Source organism: Paenibacillus jilunlii, assembly GCF_900102965.1.
GTDB lineage: Bacteria > Bacillota > Bacilli > Paenibacillales > Paenibacillaceae > Paenibacillus_AQ > Paenibacillus_AQ jilunlii.
The window spans coordinates 952,006-971,444 of sequence record NZ_FNGM01000001.1 but is presented as its reverse complement, the minus strand read 5'-3'; the positions used below and the strand labels follow the sequence as shown (position 1 = coordinate 971,444).

Below are 19,439 nucleotides of genomic sequence, written 5' to 3'. Positions count from 1 at the left end.
TAGCACTATTTCATCTTGCTCAGATTATCCTGCCATTTCTCAGTCTGGTATTTCAGCAGCTTCTCATAACCTGCTTTTTTCGCGTCCTCATTCGCTTTGTTCAAGATACTCAGCACCTCATCATCACTCTTGGCATACAGTGCCTTGGCAAAGGCTTCCTGAAAAATATCGTTCACCGCAGTAGCAATGGTGCCTTCCTCCGAGTCCGGCAGCGGATCAAGATTCACGAATTCGGTAAAGTTCTTCGAGGTCTTCCAGGTCACCTTCTGCTGTGCCAGCGTAGTCCAGTTCTGCTTATCGGCCGGAAGCTGTGCATCCATCTTCGCTTTGGTCTGATCAATAAAGGTAGTGTTGCCGACCCAGTTAAAGCGGCCGATTCTTTCCTTATCCTTGTCGCCCTGCGGGGTATTCAGGCCTGCTTCATTCAGAATAGGCACACCGTCCGCATCGAACTCATCCCAGTAAAGGCCTTGCCGGCCAAAGTTCAGGATACGCTGTCCCTCTTCGCTTGTCACCCAGTCAAGGTAGGAGAAGATAGCTTCCGGGTCTTTGGCATTTTTCGTGATGACCAGCACGTTCCAGCCCAGCGAATTGTAGTTGTTCGGTGTAATTTTGGTTGCGTCCAGACCGGCTTTGTGAATCGGCCAAATGATATCATAACCGGCATCGGGATCAGCAGTGCGCAAGGTAGTGTCAGCACCGCGTCCCGGATTCACCACATCGCCGTCCACGTAGACTGCTACGCGGCCTGTTTTGAGCTTTTCGGAGATCTGGTCCCCGGTCTGGGTGAACAGATCCTGGGTAATGAGCTTTTCCCGGAACAGCTTGCTGGCATACTGCATATTCTCGATGAACACCTGATCCTCAAAAATAGATTGCAGCGTATTTCCTACCGGATTGGCTTTGGGCAGGTAGGGTTTATTTTCAGCAAAACCGCCGTACATCGTTTCAAGCCCCCGGCCTTTAGCCCCTACTTCAAGAGGCACCACATCAGGATGTTTCTCCTTCACCAGCTTCAGGTAGGCATACAGGTCATCGTAGGTTTCCAGCTTCGGCGAACCGAGTTCTTTATATATTTTCCGGTTAATAATCCAGCCGCCGTTGCCGTTCGGGCTTGAAGTATACCAGTTAGGGAACTGGTACAGCTTGCCGTCTTCCGAGCGCAGCATGTTCAGCGTGGCTTCACCGGCATTTTTTTTGAGATTGGGGTAGCGGTCCAGATAATCGTCCAGGGGCACCAGCAGTCCGGGCTGACGCAGCCGTTCCACATTGGCTCCCCGGTCCATCATGATGACATCCGGCAGACTTCCCGAAGCGATCATTGTGCTGAACTTGGTCTCAGCCGCGCCGCTGGACTGAACCGGTGTCATCTTCACCTTCAAGGTGTCGGCAATCCACTTGGTTGTGGAGTCTCTGCCCCATTCCTCTGTGGTATCCCAGTCATAATTGCTGTAATACGTGAAGGAAACCGGCTTCACCGTGCTTTGGGCAGCTGGGGATGAAGCTTCAGGACTTGCACTTGCCGCTGCAGTCTGCGTTGCCGCAGGTTCCTTAGAAGGTTTGGCGGATGGAGCCGCACTATTGTTCCCCCCGCCGCAACCGGCGATCAGAAGCATCGAACACAATACTACACTCAGCAGTGGAAATTTCTTCGTAGATTTCAAATGAGTAACCCCTCTCTAACGTTCACTTGGTTGTCTGAATTGCGCTCCCACTAGCGCTTGCATGATTTCTCTACTCCTTAAGCGACCCGATCAGCACGCCTTTTACGAAATACTTCTGCAGGAACGGGTAGACCGTAATGATCGGCAGTGTAGCCACCATAGTGGTTGCCATGATCAGCGATTTGCTGGTTACCGACTGCACGAGCGCGAGCCGGTCCTGAGCTGCCGCACTGCTGCCAATGGCCTTCTGAAGCTGATCCGTCACGATATTGGAATTCAGAATCTGCTTGAGCAGGGTCTGAATCGGAATCAGCCGGGTATCATTGATATAGATGCTGGCCGAGAACCAGTCATTCCAGTGGTATACGGCCGTAAACAATGACAGGGTAGCCACGACAGGACCGGAGATGGGCAAAATAATACGGGTCAGCACTCCGATATGATTGCAGCCGTCAATCCGCGCCGACTCTACAAGTCCCGCCGGCAGCCCCAAAAAGAAAGTCCGGAAAATAATCATGTTGTATACACTGATCATCCCGGGAATGACCAGGACCCAGAAGGTATCCATCATGCCAAACCCGCGCAGCAGCAGGAAGGTGGGAATCAGTCCGCCGCTGAAATACATGGTAATGATGCAGAATACCATATATATTTTGCGTCCCATCAGTTCATGCCTGGAAAGGCCATAGGCCAGAATAGCCGTAAACAGGACCGATAGTGTTGTACCTACGATAGTGCGCAGGATGGAGATCAGAAATGCATGGCCGATACGGCTGTCCCGAAACACCACCTCGTAGTTATCCAGTGTCGGGCTGCGCGGCCAGAACGTGATGCCGCCAAGCGCTGTATCCGAGCCCACGTTGAAGGAAATCACCAGTGAATTCCAAAAGGGGTACAGGGTGATGAAGCCCAGCAGCAGCAGCACAGTATATATCATAACTTGCAGAACCTTATCTCCCGCCGATAGCTTCATCATAGCCTGCTCCCCGCTTTCTTTTGCCAGTTTCACGTTCGGCATTCGTGTTTACCATAGGCTTGAGCCCATTTTTCTTGCTGCCTTATTAGCAAGCGCCAGCAGCCCGATACTTACAACCGCCTTGAACAGTCCCGCAGCCGCCGCATAGGAGAAGCGATTGTTCAGAATCCCCATCCGGTAGACATAAGTATCGATGACATCGGATACATCGCGCAGGATTGGGTTGGTAGCCAGGATCAGGATATCCTCAAACCCGGCGTTCAGAATATTGCCTACCGCCAGGATCAGGAAGATAATAATGACCGGCCGGATGCAGGGCAGCGTGATCAGCTGAATTTGCTTGAACCGCCCAGCCCCGTCAATGGAAGCGGCTTCATAGAGATGCGGGTCAATCCCGGCAATTGCCGCAAGATAGACAATGGCTGCGAACCCCATCTCCTTCCAGATGCCCGTTCCGACAAGAATCCCCCAGAAGTATTCCGGCACCGACAGGAAGCTGATCGGCTCTGATGTCAGATGCAGGCTCATCAGCAGCATGTTAACGCTTCCATTATCAGTCGAAAGCATGGAGCCCACGAACCCGCCGACGATGACCCAGGACAGAAAATGCGGCAGGTAGCTGACGGTCTGGATGATCCGCTTGAACAGCATCAGCCGGACCTCGTTCAGCATCAGGGCCAGCAGGATAGGTGCCGGAAACCCGATGCACAGCTTCAGCAGGCTGATTACAATCGTGTTGCGCATAACATTCCAGAAGTCAGGGGAGTTGAAGAACGCCTCAAAATGCTTGAACCCGACCCAGGGACTGTGAAAAAAACCGCCGAACAGCTGATAATCCTGGAACGCCATCAGCACCCCATACATCGGCAGATAGCTGAACACGAAGATAAACAGCATGGCGGGTACGACCATCAGCTGAATATCCCATTGCCTGATCCACCTGGACCACCATGAGAACGGCTTTCCTTTTGGCCTGGTAATGACCTTTCGTTCGATTTCCACGTTTGTCATCCTTCCTGTATCTGCTTGCTCTACACTTTAATCTTATTCAGTTCAGGAAGGAGCCTCCAGCACCGTGGTCAACGAAAAGTGTGCTCCAGCAATGAAGAGTTGAGCGCCCTGTAATCAACGGAGTGAAGCTGCCCGCTAGGGTCACAGTCTACTCTTCCGTGGGGAGCTTCACAGCCTGCACATCATCAATATATAGAGTTCCGCTGCCCTGGGTACCGCTGCCCTGGGCCACATAGAAGGCAAACTCCTTAATGGAGCCCAAATCAATAACACCGTTGCCGCCGGTAGACCATCCAGGTCTAACGAAGTCAGTAAAAGGAAGGGTCACCAGCCGCGCAGCGGTCCCTTCAATTTTGATCCCGGCTTCCCAGACCTCGCCATTCGTCTCATGGAACTGGACTGCCAGCTGGCGGTTCGAGCCGTCAGGCTGCAGCCAGAAGGTGATGGCCTGCATGCCCGGCCATTCCTTGCCCATGCTCCGGTAGACTCCGGCATAACCGGGATTACCAATGGTGTAATCCAGCTTCAGTCCGTAGGTTCCGCTGTTCAGCCCATACGTATCCAGCGTTACCGTCGCAGCATTGCCGGAGATATTGCGCTGCCATTTGGAGCGCAGGCTGCCATTCGAGCCGCCATACGACTCGAAATCGTCGATCAGATAGCTGTCCACCGGAGGCGGAACATACGGTCCATTGCCGGTTTCCCCGTTGTTCAGCGCGCGCGGGTCGCTGTAGAGCGCCTGAATAGCGCTGATTGAATTTTTATCCGTCAAATAGTCGGACCAGGTCATGAAATACACATACTTCGGCTGCTTCTCCCGCAGCATCTGCATATCCGGCAGCTCGCCATTTTCTCCGATGGCAATCGGCCGTCCTCCGCTGAGCTGCACCAGCTTGTTGTAATAGGTGTCACGGTAATCATTGTTATAAATATCCATAGCCAGCACATCCACGACATCATGGCCGGGATAATAAGGGGCTGAATCATATGCCCAGGAGCTCTCCGCATTCGGATTCCATACCCAGAGGAGATTATTCAGGCCATGCAGATTGGTTAAGCGGTCATACATATTGTGCCACAGCTGCTTGAACAGCTCCGGTCTTGCCCCCCACCAGAAAAATTCAGCATTCATCTCATGATAGGGCCGCCATAATACCGGAATGCCTTTATCCTGCAGCTGCTCCAGATATCCCGCGACCTCATCCACCTGGGCAGCCCACTGATTGTACAGCTCGGTGCCCGGCGTGACGATGTCTGTCATCTGGGCTTCCGTTACATCCCCTGTAACGCTCTCCCAGCCGGAGGTTGCCGGGTCCATGGGCCGGGTCTGATGATACGTCAGAGTGACCATGGTTCCCGCCTGGCCTTGAAGAATCGCTTCATCAATCATAGATTGGCGCAGCTCGCCCATGTCTTCGCCAATATAATATGCGAAATCCGAGCCCCATAATGCCGGATAATATCCGGTCAGCTCAGCTGCCTTATCGTACCATTTCGCGGGCTCTTCGTAATAATTATGCTGGCCCGTGTAAATACTGTTTCCTGTTGCTGCATAGAGCCGGTCGAGCAGTGCTGCCGCTTCAACGGAAGCGTCCGGGTTGACCGGTGCCATCGTGGCGGTGGTCACCTGAAGCGCGCTTGCGGCTGAGATGGCTGTCCCTTCACTGACCGCCTTCACCTCAATGTCATACAAGCTTCCAGGTGACAAGCCTTCCAGCTTGTAGACATACTGGGATTGGCCAGGGACATAAGGTATCGTCAGGCTGGCCCATTCGGTGTCTTCGGCTTTTTTGTACAGCAGCTTATATTCCCTCACACCAAAGGGGCCTCTGGAGGCAGCCCATTGCAGCTCTGCGGATACCCCGTCTACGGTTCCTGCTATGAAATCTGCAGGTGCGCCGGGATTAAGGTCAGTGGGAATATCCGGCATTTTACCTGCAAACACCTGGTCAAGGAACATATCTCCACCGCTGTAATTGCCGGCCCGCAGCTGCAGGCAGGCGAACCCATTTCCTGTCTGAATGATCTGTTCCGAACGGGACCATGCGGCCGTGGCGTTCGTATAAAACGGATAACGGATAACAGCTGGACCTTGATAAACATCAAGAGTAACCGAAAAGGTTCCAGGTGTGACGGCATTAAATTTGCTCCAATACGATACGAGATAGGAAGTGCTGCTGTCAGCCGGTACTTTTAACGTTCTGGCTGTAGAGTTATGGAACAGCTGCAAAGCATATTGTCCAGAATGCGGATCATAGGTCGTGGTTTTAACCGTCCCTGTTTTTTTCCACGGTACTGTTATTCCAGTCTCCAAACCTCCGTTGATCACCAGATTGGGTCCGGGGGTAGCTTCGAGGCCCATTACGGCATCAGAGGTATTGCCTGCGGCATCCTTGGCCCGCAGCATAATCGCATACACCGAAAAAGGATCAAGGTTATCCAGCGTATACGTGTACTCCGTGACTGATTCCTGATGGGGCACAGCCACTGTGTTCCAGTCCGCAGCATCTGTTCTTTTGTAAGCAAGCTGGTAGGACTCTACGCCCATATCATCTGTGGAGCCGGCCCAGGTCAGCTTCAGTGCTCCGGGATCATGCCGGGCCTGCCAGACACCAGGAGTCGTCGGCCTTTCAATATCCACGTTTTCCCGGATAACGGCATCATCGATGTAATAATCCTTACCGGTGCCGTTCCAGAATGACAAACGGATATGCTGTACACCGGGGCCTGGCGTATACAACAGCTGACGGTACTCCCAATCTGTAGAGCCCGAAAAATGGAGCTGCTCCTTGGTCTGCTGCGCTCCGAACGCGTCCATGTCAATCGTTGCATTCGTGACTCCTGCAGCGGCAAATTTAACCCATAAACCGACCCGATACGTCTTTCCTTCCTTCACTGCCACAGAAGCCGAAGCTCCCCCGGTGTTCCGTTTGACCTGAAGACTTTTTTCACCCCCATGCTTCTCGGCGGTTGTTACCACCGGACTTCCCCACTTTTCCCACGCAGCATCTCCAGCCTCGAAACCTGGATTGCCCAGCAGATTTTCGCCAGCCGCCTGCATTGGTGCCGGCTGGACAATGAATACAGCAGACAGTACAACTGCAGCCAGCCAACCATGGAACCATTTTCTCCACATACGCGGTACCATTTCAATCAGGCCTCCCACTCACATTCGCCGGTGGAATTACGACAATAACGTCGTCCGGCACCTTCAATGTAAGCGTTTACCGCAAAATCCAACAAGGTACAGCAGCAACGAAAACTATGCTGCAGCAACGATGTCCGACTTTTGTGCCATTTTATATTTTGTCCGCCAGGCCCACATGAAAGGCTCCGTTGCCGCAGGACACGCCAAGCACCTGTCTTCCCTCACAATCAAGAGCCATACCCTTCCAACGCACTGCGCCAATCCCGGACTGCTGCCAAGCCTGCCAATTGCAGCCGCCATCCGGGCTGTATACAGCCTGTGAGTCTGTACCGTTCACCACCATCGGTTCACTGGCTAGAATCAAAAGATCCTCTCCTTCATCGTCCGTGCCTACGGCCAATGCGGAGACATTGAAAACTTCACCTTCTATGAGCGGATACAGCTTGCTCCAGGTCCGTCCGCCATCACTGCTGCGCCACAGGCCCTCCGAGATGAATCCTGCATAAATCCAATCGGGGTGATTGGTTGAATAGGCTATAGCGTTCAGTACGGAAGCAGGGCCGCTGCGCTGGAACGGCAGTCCTTCACCGATGGACTTCCACGTGTCTCCGCCATCGCGTGATTCCCAAATCCCTTCAGTCCATTCGCCAGCCAGTACCCTGCCTTGGTGAAACGGGCTTGCCGCCAGCATTTGATTGGCCCCGCAGGCATTTTTGACCTGGTACACCACAACGGAGAGCAATTCGGCTTCGATCCGGTTCTTGTGATACGGAAGGGTGTCCATGTAGGCCGGAGGACGAAAAGCGGTTTGCTCCCAGGTCATTCCATCATCACTGGAACGGTAGATTCCGGCTCCTGCAGCTACCGGTCCATCCACATAAGCATAAAAGGTCCCGTTCTTCACTCCGTCCTCCCGTAAAGCTTGCACAAACAATCCGGTCCCCAGCGGCAGTACGGCTGATGCGTTCGCCCCGCCGTCACGGTGAAGAGCAATGCAGGCGGTCCTCCCGTGACCAACTAATCCGTAGAGATAGCGGCGGGAATCTGACCGGGAAATTACAACGGCAGTACTCCCTGAATAACCGGGAATGCCCGGAAGATTCCAGAAGCTTCGGCCGCCATCTTCCGTTACCTTCGGCGGATGGTCAGCCATCGTCACACAAAATTTGCCCGGCTGCTGCGGAGCAGCGGCGACAGCCTCCATGCAGGTGGTTTCCAGCCCCCGAAAATGCCCTGCACACCAGGTTCTCCCGCCGTCCGAACTAACCGCTACGCCGTACCAGTTGGTCAGATAGAGCCGGTCTTCTATGAAGCGGTCGACGATGATTTTGGATATCGCCCAGCCGGCTGCCGCCGCCCGTGATCCGCTTCCGAAGTGATCCATATAGGCCGGGAATCCGCTCAGATCGTCATCGTTATGCAGCCGTAGGAGCTGCCATTCCCCGCTCCCGCTGCCGGCTAATCCAGATACATACAGGGGAATCGGGGGAACCGCCTTCATATGCGGGCGGACATCAGGGGCTGTATACCACCGCTGCGGATGATGGCTGTCCTGCACAACCGTGCCGTATCTTTGCCCATCTTCCGGCAGTCCAGCCATGTCCTTCTGCCAGGTCCGTCCGCCATCCGGGCTGCTGAGGATGCCGTTCCAGATGCAGGCCGCCCGCAGCCGCTGCGGATCACGGCTGTCAAAGGCCAGCCCGGCAAAGCTTGGGCCTTCATGCAGCAGAATCCAGGTTCCCCCGTGATCGCTGCTGGCATACAGCCTGCCTGCCTTTCCCCGGGGCAGGTCCTGGAGCAGCCCCAGTACTCCTCCTTCGCCTGTCTCGGCGTAGTCCATATTCAGATCATCATCGCTTATGGTTCCGGCATACAGCATTCCAGGTATGCCCGGATGAAAAGCGACACAACCGAACCGCTCCTCCGGCAGCGGAGTCCTCTTCCAGGTCTCCCCTTCATCCTGGCTGATCCATAAACCGCCGGTGTAACCCCCGGCAGCTACGACCTCCGGGTGGCAGGGGTCTACGGCGATGACTTCCCCGTACATCCGGGTCGGGCCATTGCCGTAAAAGCCCATACCCGTGCACACCTCTCTCCAAGTATGCCCGCCATCGGCTGACTTGTGTACGGAGCCGTAGAATTTACGGCTCCGCACCTCCCCGGAGCAGCGGAACAGCACCTCCGGGCGGTGCGGACTAATCGCGAAGCTCTGCACCTGGTGGTGGTAAGCCTTGGTGAGCCCGCCGTTCCGCGCCTCCCAGCTGAAGCCGCCATCGAGGCTGACGAAAACGCCCGCCACATCACAGCGGGCATACAGTACTCCACTTTGTGCGGGATGCTGAATCAATCCCGTAATATAGCCGCCACCGCCCAGCGAAGCCGGTGACCAGACTTTCCCAGTTCCGGACGGAATCCCAACCACATTCCCTTCCACGATCCCATCTACATCCCCATCCACGTTCTCCGCCTCCTTTTTTGTCTTCCACTTAAGCTTACCTTGGTGCTGCGTTTACGTGCATCCCCGGTTGCAACGAAATCTGTCGTTTAACAAGGAAGTTGTTGCTGTCTTCTCCTTATGTGCTGCGAATAAGAAAAAGACGAAGCCGTCTGGCTTCGTCTTTTGAGTTCTATCCCTATCCAATCCATTCACTAATTTCAGCCCCCAATAATTGTAGATACTCCCCCTGAAAGCCCTTCTGCCTTTCTTAACTGATCTGAATCCAATTAATTAAAAATAAAACATTTCTTCAAATTTTTTATCCAGCGCAATACATAAAATCAAAGCCAATTTTGCTGTAGGATTAAACTGCCCTGTTTCTATAGAACTTATCGTATTTCTTGAAACGCCAACCATTTCTGCCAATTGTGTCTGCGATAAATTTTGTTCGCTTCTTGCTTCGCGCAGTTTATTTTTTAAAACTAAATGTTCACCCATCCTAATTTCTCACCCCATTAAGATACAACACTAAAAAGGAAACACTTAAAATACATCCTATAATAGTTTTGAGTAAATCCATTTTTTTATTAGTTAAATTATATATCCCAAAACTTTCACTGCCCAGATATCCAAAAAACATGGCAACCAATGCATAAGTTGTTTCCTGGCGATTATTATACAAGTTGAATACAGCTAAAATTCCAAACAGTATTACCATGCCGATGACTCCGCTTTTTCTTCCTTTATTGAATACAAATTCCTTGCCTTCGTCTCTTTTCTCTTCTCTGCTTTTTTCTAATATTTCTTCTTTTTTCATAAAAAACCCTCCGCTCGGATTGACAACACCATGCCAATAAAACTTGGTAAAACCATCATATCATGCCAAGTTTTATTGGTAAATATGAAAAAAATAAGCATCCATTTATTATAATATTAGGCTGATGCCAGGAATGCATTTATGTAATCCAGACAAAAAAACAGATCCCCCTATCAAGGCAGAATCTGTTTTTTATAAAAGTACCCTAAGGCAACGATCGGAGGCCCGGCTAAGTCACCCTTTACTGCTCAACCAAAACACCATCCTGCAGATGGTACACCCGGTTGCACCACTCCAGCATCCGCTCATCGTGGGTCACCATGACCGCAGCTTTGCCTTCGCTTGTCACCTCGTCCGCGATCATCCGCACCACCTCGCGGCCGCGGCTGAAATCCAGGCTGGCCGTCGGCTCGTCGGCGAACAGGATTGCCGGCTTGTTCATCCACGCTCTCGCAATCGCCACGCGCTGCTTCTGCCCGCCGGAGAGCTTTTCGGGATAATGGTTCCTCCGCTCCCAAATCTCCAGCCGCTTCAGCAGATAGGAGGACCGCTCCTTCGCTTCCTTGGTACTGAGCTTCGCCAGCTTAGCCACGTACAGCAGCTGTTCCTCCACTTTCAGGTAGGGAAGCAGCTGTGCACTCTGGAACATGAAACCGATCTTGCGCAGCCGCAGCTCGGTCAGTTCGCTCTTGTCCTTATGGCTCAGCGGCTCTCCATCTATGAAGATTTCCCCGCTGGTCGGGGTCAGCAGCGCACCGGCTGCGGACAGGAAGGTGCTTTTGCCGGAGCCGGATGGCCCCAGTACAGCGACAAACTCCCCTTCGTTCACCGTAAGGTCAAGCTGATTCAGTACGGTCATGGCTCCGTCGCCGTCGCCGTAGGTTTGTGTCACTTGCTTCATCATTAACTTTGCAGTACTCATGCTCCAGCCCTCCCGATCGCTTCCAAAGCGTCAACTCTCGCCACTCTGGCTACAGAAATCAGCGAGCCCAGCAGTGACATTCCGACGAACAGCATACAAGTCAGCAGGATGGTTTGGCCTTCAAGCTGGAAGGGCATCGAATCCGGCAGCCCCATATTCATCCCAAAGGTCAGCAGCAGACTGACCGCAAGACTGGCTACCGAGAGGATCAACACCTGGCCGACTACGCTCCAGGCCAGGTACGACATCTTGGTGCCCATCGCCTTCAGGATGCCGAACTGGCTGGTCTTCTGGATCGTGATGACATAGAAGAATACGGCAAGCACAAATGCAGCAATGACGAACAGGAACACAATCATCATCAGCAGTGAATTCTGCTCGGCGGAGTAGCCGGGGATGCTGGCAATCGCCTGCTTTTGCGTAATGACCTCCACATTCCCCAGCTTCTCCGTGATATCGGATACTTGTGCAGAGGAAATCTTCAGCGCAATCACATTATAAGGAACAGCCTCCGCATCCTTGCCGCTCTGGCCGAAGCCTTGTCTCATAGCCTTCCAGTCCAATGTGTTGATATAGACAACAGGAGTATGGCTGTAAGAATTATCATCTACAAAGCCTGCAACCTTGAAGGTCAACCCCGAAGCCTGATCCTTGATCGTACTGCCGATTGTCACCCCTGACTCTTCGAGCTTTGAATCTGCCACAACACTGCCCTGAGTCTCGTTGGTGATTCCCGTTCCTTGTGTCACTTTGGGTGCCAGCATTCCGTTCATATCAACTGCAAAAAAAGTGACATCCGCTTTTGCATCCGCCTGATCTGCGGTTATCGTGCTCATCTGCACCGCTAGTGAAGCAGCATTCTGCTCCCCTGCAATGGAACGGGCGGCAGAAAGCTCGGCTGCACTCAGCTGGGAACGTCTGAAGGCATGATCTGCATCTTTTTGTACAGCGTAATAATTTGCGGGCATATTTTCCACCGCGGAGATATTGGCATACGCCAGGCCTCTGGCCAGTCCGGTCACGAACAGAACCAGAAACGAAACCAGGAGCATTATGACTATAATGAGGCTGTATCGTGCTTTGGAGTGCCTCATCTCCCTTAATGCCAAAAACATGTAACCACTCCTTCTAATCTGTATATCCACAGTTTAGAAGGTGAAAATGAACGGAGTATGAATAATAAATTACAGAAGCGGCAGCGTCACCGTAAAGGTTGTTCCTTCCCCCACTGTGCTCGTTGCCTCGACGGTTCCGCCGTGAACCTCGATAATTTTGCGCACAATGGATAATCCAAGGCCGCTGCTGTTGCTGTCGCGGGTCCGCGCCCGGTCCACTTTGTAGAACCGGTCAAAAATCATCGGCAGCTGATCTGCCGGAATGCCTTCGCCATTATCCGTAACCGTAACAATGCAGTGCTGATTCACGGCTTCCGCCGAGATCGCAATTGTCCCGCCGGTATGGGTGTATTTTATCGCATTGGACAAAAGATTCATCCATACCTGATAGAGCAGATTGGCATCCCCCTGAAGGGTAATATCCGCCACATGCAGCCGCACCGCCAGCTCCTTCTCCGTCAGCCGCCATTCCATAATCTGCAGCACCTGGCGCAGCTGCGCCCGGAGGTCAATGCTTTTGCGGTCCAGCGCATTCTCGTCATAATCGAGCGAAGACAATGTCAGCAGCTGCTTGCTCAGCACCGACAGTCTCCGGCTCTCCTGATCGATGATGGACAGGTACTCCAACCGCTGCTGTTCCGGTAGTGTAGCGTCCTTCAGCGCATGGGCGAAGCCCTGAATGGAGGTCAGCGGCGATTCAATCTCATGCGAGACGTTGGCGACAAATTCCTGCCGCGCCCGGTTCGTCCGCTCCAGCTCCCGGCTCATGCTCATGAAGTGGGAAGCAAGCTGGCCGATTTCATCACGCCGGGCTGTGTAGAGCTTGATATCGTACCTGCCCTTGGAGATCTTTTGGGTGGCTTCTGTCAACCGCGTAATCGGCTTCACAACATGAAAAACGGTGATCAGGACAAACCACAGGCTGAACAGAATCGTACCGGCAATCAGCACAGCAAAAAACAGCCGCAGCTCGCCAAACTGCACTTCGGCATCCGGACGCATAAACAGCGCGTAGGGCTGGCCATGAATATGTATAGGAACACCTATCGTATTGGTGAGCTGATTGTCAAAAAAGCCGGTAATGAACATCCCGCTGGGAAAATCCGCAACTCCATGGTAGATGCTGCCGGCCAGCACCTTTTGCAGCTCGCCTTCCTTCAGGTCATTTTTGCGGAAGGGCAGGCCATAGAACCGTTCATCGCCTTGGTCGTTGGAGAGATACATCTTGTAGCCCAGGGATGCCGTACTCAGCAGATACTCCTCAACCGCATCCGGGTGGTCTTCAATAAAGGACTGCAGGCCAATGGCCATTTTGGTGAGCTTGGCATCGTTCTTCGGTTTGATTGCGGCCTGATAGTAGGCGTTGGAGATGAGAAACCCCAGCACACTGCTGATTACAATCACCGAACAGAACAGCACGCTCATTCTTACATACAGTGACTTCATGAACTCACCGTTTCGACTTTATAGCCGATGCCCCGGACCGTGCGGATGGAAAAATCATTTTTGTACTCGCTGAACCGGTCGCGCAGGCGTTTGATGTGCACATCGACCGTCCGTTCATCCCCCTCATAATCCGCTCCCCACACCAGCTCAATCAGCTCGCTGCGCGAGAACAGCCGTCCCGGATACTGCGCAAGCTGGGCCAGCAGCTCAAATTCCTTCACCGGCAGCAAAAGCACATCGTTGCCGTCGCTGATCTCATAATTTTTCCGGTCGATCACTAATGAGTTCAGACGGATCTTGTCACTCGCAGCTACAGAATAACGGCGGAACAAGGCTTTGATGCGGAAGAGCAGTTCCTCCGGTTCAAAAGGCTTGGTGACATAATCATCCGTCCCGCGTAAATACCCCTGCTCCTTGTCGCTGAGCTGCTGCCGTGCAGTAAGCAGAATGACCGGAATATCATAAGTCTCCCGGATATGCTGGCACAGCTCCAACCCGTCTATATACGGCATCATCACATCAACAACCGCTAAATCCACAGTACTGCCTTTCATCAGTCCCATGGCCTCCCGTCCGTCGGCAGCCTCCAGCACAGCATACCCTTCCCTGGTCAGCACATGCCGCAGCAGCGTACGGATATTCACATCATCGTCGGCCACTAATATTTTCTTCATTCAATTCTCACTCCCCGGGTATCCCCTATGTTGTCATCATAGTAGCAATATTGAGGAAATTAGACAACTTCGGGGATGACAGGACGTATCTCCACTCGGGAAATATTCACACATTCTCCAGATTCAAAAAAGGTGCGATGCTCTCCTTAAGCGGGGTTACGGGCTGTCCCATCAATTGCTCCAGATCGTTTGAGGTTGACTTAGTATCAATACTGCTCAGAAAATGATAAATCCAGTGCTGCACAGACGCATCAGAGGTATGGACCACCGGCTTGCCGGCAAGCTCTGTAAGCACTTCTGCAAGTTCGGTGAACGTCCATGTCTGCGGCGCTGCCAGCTCGTACGTCCGATGCTCATGCCCGCTTCCGGCCAGCACTTTTGCGGTTGCCCGTGCCAGATCACTGCGTGTTACAGCATTGAACTGCCAATCACCGGGCAGCGTCGTCAGCACCCCACTGCGTATCGCCTCATTCAGGCCAAGTACGCCCACGAAATCAATATACAGGCCGTTGCGTAAAATCGTATAGTCCATTCGCGTATCGAGTATCGCCTGCTCGGTCTGTCCATGAACGCTGCTTGTTCCCTTATGGCCTGCTTGCGGAAAAGCAAAGCTGGTATATAAAATATGTGCAACTCCGGCTGCCTTGGCTGCATCAATCACCCGCTTATGTTGAACCAGCCGGACATCATCATCTGTATGTGAACTGGAAATCAGCAGCAGCTTGTTCACGCCGGCAAAAGCTTCCTGCAGCGTTTCCGGCCTATCATAATCTACTAAGCGCAGCTCAATTCCCTTCTCCTTAAACTGCATCGCCTTGTCAGGATGGCGCACGCCTGCAATGATCTGCGCTGCCGGAACCTGCTCTGAGAGCTGTTCAATAACTAATTTTCCTAGTTGCCCAGTAGCTCCAGTTATCATGATTGTCATATTCATTCTCCTTCATTTTCCAAATATAATTTAGTTAAGTCATTAACTATATTCACAGATTAAACGGATGATTGCCGCTGGAAGCAATTATAATTCCCGAATTCACTCTTCTCTTCTTATCGGTTATTCATCTTTTACTTAGTCCCATATTACGGCTTGTCCAGCTTTTGCAGCAATCCCATCAGCTGGCGCAGCTCATTTGTATCCAGCCGGTTCATCTTCCCGGCAACCGTTTCGCGGTTACCGGGAAGATGAAGGGACAGCAGCGTCCGTCCGGCTTCTGTAAGTGAAATGAACGTCTTGCGCCCATCGCGGACATGCCCCGCCCTGCTGATATATCCATCCTTCTCCAGCGGGGTCAGCAGCAAGCTGATATTCGCCTTGGTAACCCCGATCCGTTCAGCCAGCACCGAGGGGAGAATGGCACCGCCTTGCTTCGCAATCTCTACCAGCACACGGATTCTTGCACCATTCAGCCCCTGCGCCTGCCAGTACTTCTCCGAAACCGCGACAAGGCCTGCTGTTGTCTCCACCAGAGCGAAAAAAACCTCGTTAGCCAGTGGAAGGTCCAGAACAAATTGCTGCAAACTGTCTATATCCGCTTCTCTTTTGGGAATATTGTCTTCCTTCAGTGAATCCATAGCATTGTTCAGCTCCAATTAGTTAATCCCTTAACTATATCAAGATTAAAGTAACTTATCCTGAGGTGAATGTCAAAGATTTATTAGTATTTAACCCTCGGGGCCGGGCATATAAGTAACCCCATCATCTCCATAGTATAGAGACAATGGGGCCGGATTTGGCTGAACAGCAGGACAAATGCCCATTAAGGATAATGGTGCAAATGCTGTTAGAGCAGCACGGGGCTGCTGTGTACAGGCTCTTCTCTGTACGGTTTGGTGCCATCCAGTCTAACCTCCAGTCTAATCAGCTCGGACCGGCTGGCAAGACGGATCGGCGGCCCCCAGGTTCCGTAGCCGGAAGAGACCACCACATGCAGCTTACCCTTGCGCAGGTAGCCCCAATCCAGCTCGAACAGCCTTCTGGTAATCCAGTGATTGGGAGCAATCTGACCGCGGTGCGTATGGCCCGACAGCAGCACATCCACTCCCGCTTGGGCGGCAATCCCGAATCCGGTCGGCTGATGATCCATCATGATGACCGGACGCGACAGATCAAGTCCATCCAGCAGCGCTTCCACACTTTTACGTCCGGCAGCTTCCATAGATTCGGCGGTTTTATCTTTGCGGCCCACGATATACAGACCTGCGGCTTCCACTACTTCGTCCTGAAGAACTTTGATGCCGATACTGTCCATCAGTTCGGTATATTGCTTGATGGAGCCTCCATAATATTCATGATTGCCCAGCACCGCGTATACGCCATGCCGTGCCCCCAGCTTGCGGATCTCTTCACTCATTCCATTGCGGATAAACGGTTCAATACTGTCATCCAGCACATCCCCGGCGAGCAGAATCAGATCCGGCTGCATCCGGTTGATCTCAGCGACCATCCGGCGAAGGTGGCGGTTGCCGACTATGTTGCCCAAATGCAGATCAGAAGCTACCGCGATGGTAATCGGTGCGCTGCTTGCGGCGCTTTTGTCAATCTGGATCGGATGGTTGCGCACAACTGTACTCCAGGCATTCCGCGAGCCCCAAATCAGGAAGACGGCCAGCAGCAGCACCAGCGTCACACCCGCTTCCGTAGTGAACGCCGTGCGCTGAGCGCCCATCAGGCCCAGCACCCAATACAGCAAATCGGTAAGCGGCAGGACAATAATAGCAAATTCCATGCAGGCCAGATAATAGGAGCCGATGACTTTGAACAGCCGGGCAGCCGGCTTGACGGCCTTCGGCCAGGGTACCATCCCGATCATATAAGCAAAAGCAATGAGCAGGAATACCGGCCAATACACGGCGGCGGGGACTCCCGGCAGCCAAGTGTCTACCAGGTACCACAGATGCAGGCCAATGTAAAAATTCACAAGCCCCAGCACAAGCAGCATGACCAGACCTGAAACGAGCATACGCAATATTTTCATCCTTCCACTCCCCTTGGCTTGCAGTTTATCTGAATCTCTACACCAAATCATAACACAAAATATTTTGGGAGAATAAATAGGCTGCGTGCCTTGCGATAAACCCATAACCAGAGTGTTGGTTTCCGTAAAAAGACAAAAAAAAAGAAAATGCCCTGCGGCATCTTCATCTTCTATATGTAAGTTACACGGTGGAAATTATACGGCTTCATTACCCTTGCTGGCGATGCATTGCCCAATCAGCTTATCGCATTTGTTGATATGATTGAGCAGCCAATCTGTTAATGTGCGGTTCAGCTTGATGGTAGACAGGACGGATACGCCTTTGGTCTGGATGCTCTCCTCCAGGTCAAGCACGGTCTTTACGAATTCAGCATGGGTCTTGCGGTGTTCGGCCAATTCCGGAAAATCGATGTCCTGCATCAAGTTCTCTTCATCACTGAAATGCTCAAGCGTATACTCCTTGAGGAACTTCAGAGTCTCTTCAATCTTTTCTTTGCCCTGCTGGTTTGTGCATGCTTCAAAGAATTCATTCAGCTTCCCAAGCAGCTGTCTGTGCTGGCAGTCAATCTTCTCGACCCCGATGTCATATGAATCCTTCCAGTTAATCATTGACTCACCCTGCTTTCTTCCATATATTACATAATGACAAGCTTATTTCATTTTCCGCTTTTCAGCATAAATGTTCTGTTAACAACATCACACCTCATAATGCAGCAAGTTTTTGGGGCGAAAGTGAACTTTCATTCAGAAAAGAAACCGGAGCGCCCTTTGTTTGCCCGCAAAATCTCCGGTATTGGCTGGACGCTCAATCCTAATCATCCTGTCACCTGGATCGTGATGCTCGCTGTATTGATCATTATTGTGTATTCCGCTTCTATGCACTGAAGACTGTCTTAAAAGCGCCCAGCGCGTGCTGCTGCGGAGAATGATCCAGCACGGCAAAAACAATCTGCTCGAACAGACTCTGGTAGCCTTCATCCAGCAGCACCTGCCTGAACCATTCGGCCACCTCTGGCGGATGATTGCGGAAAACTCCGCAGCCAAAAGCTCCGAGCACGATAGTCTTGTGTCCGTTCCCGGCAGCAACCGCCAGAATATAACGGATTCGTTCCAGCATAACCGTCTTGATATTCCCGGCCTCCTGAGGCTCCCGCTCCCGGACAACCCCTGCATTTACTGCTGGTGCGGTAATGAACGACACACCATAAGGCTCGGCCAGCAGCTGATCCCGACTGTCACGGATTACGGGAACTTGCGGAGAATAAATCATATAGTGCGAGTACAGACAGGTTTTGCGGCTGCGGTTGTATTTGTACATTTCATCTTTTGGGGAGATAGCCGGATACAGCGCAGAAGCACGGGCCAAGCTTTCCTCCTGAGCCTGGCTGCCGCCGAGGAAGCCGCCTCCCGGGTTCTTGGCGGAAGCAAAATTCAGACATACTGTCTGCTCTTTGCCTTCTTTGACAACCAGCCGGTATGCCGCTTCCAAGGTTGATTCTCCGGTAACTGCCAGTTCCGTGTGCTGTCCGGTAGCTTCCTCAATCCGTGACAATACGGATGTATTCAGCTTAGGCAGCTCATCGGGCGCATACAACCGCGTACCCGAGATGCATGCCTTGACCTCTTCAGCAATGTCAACCAACCGGCCTGCAGGACCTACATAGTTTCCTTTTTCCAAAATATCCAGTGTTTCGTGAGCGATAGCCGCTCTTTTATTTCTGGGATTAAGATTTTGACTCATTGATATCTACTCCTTGCTCCGGTATTATAACGGGTTTGTTTATTCCTGCAAAAGATCGTCACGCAGCTTCGTCAGCACTTCTCCCAGCCAATTGCTGCCCCTCCAGCTGCTTCTGCTGCGGATACGGGGGTCGTCTTCTGTGAGGCCCACACCCCAGATCCGGTCCGTCGGACTGGCTTCCACCAAGGTAGTTCCCTTTGTATCGAGCAGCAGCTGCAGCAGTTCTTCATTTTGCAGGAATTTTTCCCGGTTCCCCTGGTAGACAATATCCCGGCAGTGATTTTTCCACTCGGTGTCATTGAAGCCGCTGACTTTGCGTCCCAGCTCCTTTTGCGTTCTGGGTGTTCTGGCCCGCAGGATCTGCATGGCGGTTTCTTCATCCCTGAATAACAGCGCCTTGGCGTACATCATATATTGTTCGGCACAGTTGAAGGTATGCTCATCAACGATAAAATAGCAAGGGTACCACTGGGAAAACGGCGAACCGCTGCGGTAAAAGTAAGTGAATTTCTCCAT

The 19,439-nt window shown here is 52.3% G+C and carries 18 protein-coding genes; 1 reads left to right on the top strand and 17 read right to left on the bottom strand.

Annotated features, from left to right (window positions below; all coding sequences use genetic code 11):
- Window positions 1–5: 5 nt before the first annotated feature.
- The 15 genes from BLQ82_RS04590 to BLQ82_RS04520 all read right to left on the bottom strand — a co-directional run bounded on the left by BLQ82_RS04590 (window position 6) and on the right by BLQ82_RS04520 (window position 17,791).
- Window positions 6–1,616, bottom strand: coding sequence for an extracellular solute-binding protein (locus tag BLQ82_RS04590; protein WP_062528557.1), 1,611 nt, complete (start codon window positions 1,614–1,616; stop codon window positions 6–8).
- A gap of 118 nt (window positions 1,617–1,734) precedes the next feature.
- On the bottom strand, window positions 1,735–2,640 hold the full coding sequence (locus BLQ82_RS04585; RefSeq protein WP_062528556.1) for a carbohydrate ABC transporter permease: 906 nt from the start codon (window positions 2,638–2,640) through the stop codon (window positions 1,735–1,737).
- 48 nt (window positions 2,641–2,688) lie between these two features.
- Window positions 2,689–3,552 carry an ABC transporter permease gene (locus BLQ82_RS04580; RefSeq protein WP_143013343.1) on the bottom strand — a complete coding sequence of 288 codons (864 nt, stop codon included), beginning with the start codon at window positions 3,550–3,552 and terminating at the stop codon, window positions 2,689–2,691.
- A 247-nt stretch (window positions 3,553–3,799) separates the two neighbouring features.
- Window positions 3,800–6,799, bottom strand: a complete 3,000-nt coding sequence (locus BLQ82_RS04575) for a glycosyl hydrolase (RefSeq protein ID WP_074647758.1) — start codon at window positions 6,797–6,799, stop codon at window positions 3,800–3,802.
- Between the two features lie 151 nt (window positions 6,800–6,950).
- Window positions 6,951–9,257, bottom strand: a complete 2,307-nt coding sequence (locus tag BLQ82_RS04570; protein WP_074647755.1) for a beta propeller repeat protein — start codon at window positions 9,255–9,257, stop codon at window positions 6,951–6,953.
- 270 nt (window positions 9,258–9,527) lie between these two features.
- Complete coding sequence (locus tag BLQ82_RS04565; protein WP_062528095.1) at window positions 9,528–9,734, bottom strand: helix-turn-helix transcriptional regulator; 207 nt, start codon at window positions 9,732–9,734, stop codon at window positions 9,528–9,530.
- A gap of 1 nt (window position 9,735) precedes the next feature.
- Entirely contained in the window at window positions 9,736–10,053 is a 318-nt protein-coding gene (locus tag BLQ82_RS04560) for a DUF6442 family protein (RefSeq protein WP_062528093.1), read from the bottom strand.
- Between the two features lie 241 nt (window positions 10,054–10,294).
- Entirely contained in the window at window positions 10,295–10,975 is a 681-nt protein-coding gene (locus BLQ82_RS04555) for an ABC transporter ATP-binding protein (protein ID WP_062528091.1), read from the bottom strand.
- Window positions 10,972–12,090: an ABC transporter permease gene (locus BLQ82_RS04550; RefSeq protein ID WP_062528088.1), complete on the bottom strand. Its 1,119-nt coding sequence runs from the start codon at window positions 12,088–12,090 to the stop codon at window positions 10,972–10,974. Before BLQ82_RS04550 ends, BLQ82_RS04555 begins: the two co-directional genes overlap by 4 nt.
- Before the next feature lie 69 nt (window positions 12,091–12,159).
- Window positions 12,160–13,536, bottom strand: a complete 1,377-nt coding sequence (locus BLQ82_RS04545; protein ID WP_062528085.1) for a sensor histidine kinase — start codon at window positions 13,534–13,536, stop codon at window positions 12,160–12,162.
- Window positions 13,533–14,210: a response regulator transcription factor gene (locus BLQ82_RS04540; protein ID WP_062528083.1), complete on the bottom strand. Its 678-nt coding sequence runs from the start codon at window positions 14,208–14,210 to the stop codon at window positions 13,533–13,535. Before BLQ82_RS04540 ends, BLQ82_RS04545 begins: the two co-directional genes overlap by 4 nt.
- Before the next feature lie 106 nt (window positions 14,211–14,316).
- On the bottom strand, window positions 14,317–15,138 hold the full coding sequence (locus BLQ82_RS04535; protein ID WP_062528081.1) for an SDR family oxidoreductase: 822 nt from the start codon (window positions 15,136–15,138) through the stop codon (window positions 14,317–14,319).
- A 149-nt stretch (window positions 15,139–15,287) separates the two neighbouring features.
- Entirely contained in the window at window positions 15,288–15,797 is a 510-nt protein-coding gene (locus BLQ82_RS04530; RefSeq protein ID WP_341874780.1) for a MarR family winged helix-turn-helix transcriptional regulator, read from the bottom strand.
- A 191-nt stretch (window positions 15,798–15,988) separates the two neighbouring features.
- The gene (locus BLQ82_RS04525; RefSeq protein ID WP_062528079.1) at window positions 15,989–17,182 is read right to left on the bottom strand and encodes a metallophosphoesterase; all 1,194 of its coding nucleotides are present in this window, start codon (window positions 17,180–17,182) and stop codon (window positions 15,989–15,991) included.
- 195 nt (window positions 17,183–17,377) lie between these two features.
- Window positions 17,378–17,791, bottom strand: a complete 414-nt coding sequence (locus tag BLQ82_RS04520) for a bacteriohemerythrin (RefSeq protein ID WP_062528077.1) — start codon at window positions 17,789–17,791, stop codon at window positions 17,378–17,380.
- Window positions 17,792–17,914: 123 nt separating this feature from the next.
- Here BLQ82_RS04520 and BLQ82_RS31785 point away from each other — a divergent pair, with 123 nt between their 5' ends.
- Complete coding sequence (locus BLQ82_RS31785; RefSeq protein WP_157243864.1) at window positions 17,915–18,067, top strand: hypothetical protein; 153 nt, start codon at window positions 17,915–17,917, stop codon at window positions 18,065–18,067.
- Here the strand turns inward: BLQ82_RS31785 and BLQ82_RS04515 are convergent.
- Together BLQ82_RS04515 and BLQ82_RS04510 are read right to left on the bottom strand one after the other, a co-directional pair.
- On the bottom strand, window positions 18,057–18,923 hold the full coding sequence (locus tag BLQ82_RS04515; protein ID WP_062528075.1) for a TIGR02452 family protein: 867 nt from the start codon (window positions 18,921–18,923) through the stop codon (window positions 18,057–18,059). The two genes, BLQ82_RS31785 and BLQ82_RS04515, sit on opposite strands and share 11 nt — an antisense overlap.
- A 39-nt stretch (window positions 18,924–18,962) precedes the next feature.
- A complete protein-coding gene (locus BLQ82_RS04510) occupies window positions 18,963–19,439 on the bottom strand; it encodes a riboflavin biosynthesis intermediates N-glycosidase (RefSeq protein WP_062528073.1) in 477 nt (158 codons plus the stop codon).

Coding starts and splice junctions, on each gene's coding strand:
- BLQ82_RS04590 (WP_062528557.1), bottom strand. CDS start 1,616: ATGCTTCTGATCGCCGGTTGCGGCGGGGGGAACAATAGTGCGGCTCCA.
- BLQ82_RS04585 (WP_062528556.1), bottom strand. CDS start 2,640: ATGATGAAGCTATCGGCGGGAGATAAGGTTCTGCAAGTTATGATATAT.
- BLQ82_RS04580 (WP_143013343.1), bottom strand. CDS start 3,552: ATGGTCGTACCCGCCATGCTGTTTATCTTCGTGTTCAGCTATCTGCCG.
- BLQ82_RS04575 (WP_074647758.1), bottom strand. CDS start 6,799: ATGGTACCGCGTATGTGGAGAAAATGGTTCCATGGTTGGCTGGCTGCA.
- BLQ82_RS04565 (WP_062528095.1), bottom strand. CDS start 9,734: ATGGGTGAACATTTAGTTTTAAAAAATAAACTGCGCGAAGCAAGAAGC.
- BLQ82_RS04560 (WP_062528093.1), bottom strand. CDS start 10,053: ATGAAAAAAGAAGAAATATTAGAAAAAAGCAGAGAAGAGAAAAGAGAC.
- BLQ82_RS04555 (WP_062528091.1), bottom strand. CDS start 10,975: ATGAGTACTGCAAAGTTAATGATGAAGCAAGTGACACAAACCTACGGC.
- BLQ82_RS04550 (WP_062528088.1), bottom strand. CDS start 12,090: ATGTTTTTGGCATTAAGGGAGATGAGGCACTCCAAAGCACGATACAGC.
- BLQ82_RS04545 (WP_062528085.1), bottom strand. CDS start 13,536: ATGAAGTCACTGTATGTAAGAATGAGCGTGCTGTTCTGTTCGGTGATT.
- BLQ82_RS04540 (WP_062528083.1), bottom strand. CDS start 14,210: ATGAAGAAAATATTAGTGGCCGACGATGATGTGAATATCCGTACGCTG.
- BLQ82_RS04535 (WP_062528081.1), bottom strand. CDS start 15,138: ATGACAATCATGATAACTGGAGCTACTGGGCAACTAGGAAAATTAGTT.
- BLQ82_RS04525 (WP_062528079.1), bottom strand. CDS start 17,182: ATGAAAATATTGCGTATGCTCGTTTCAGGTCTGGTCATGCTGCTTGTG.
- BLQ82_RS04520 (WP_062528077.1), bottom strand. CDS start 17,791: ATGATTAACTGGAAGGATTCATATGACATCGGGGTCGAGAAGATTGAC.
- BLQ82_RS04515 (WP_062528075.1), bottom strand. CDS start 18,923: ATGAGTCAAAATCTTAATCCCAGAAATAAAAGAGCGGCTATCGCTCAC.
- BLQ82_RS04510 (WP_062528073.1), bottom strand. CDS start 19,439: ATGGAGAAATTCACTTACTTTTACCGCAGCGGTTCGCCGTTTTCCCAG.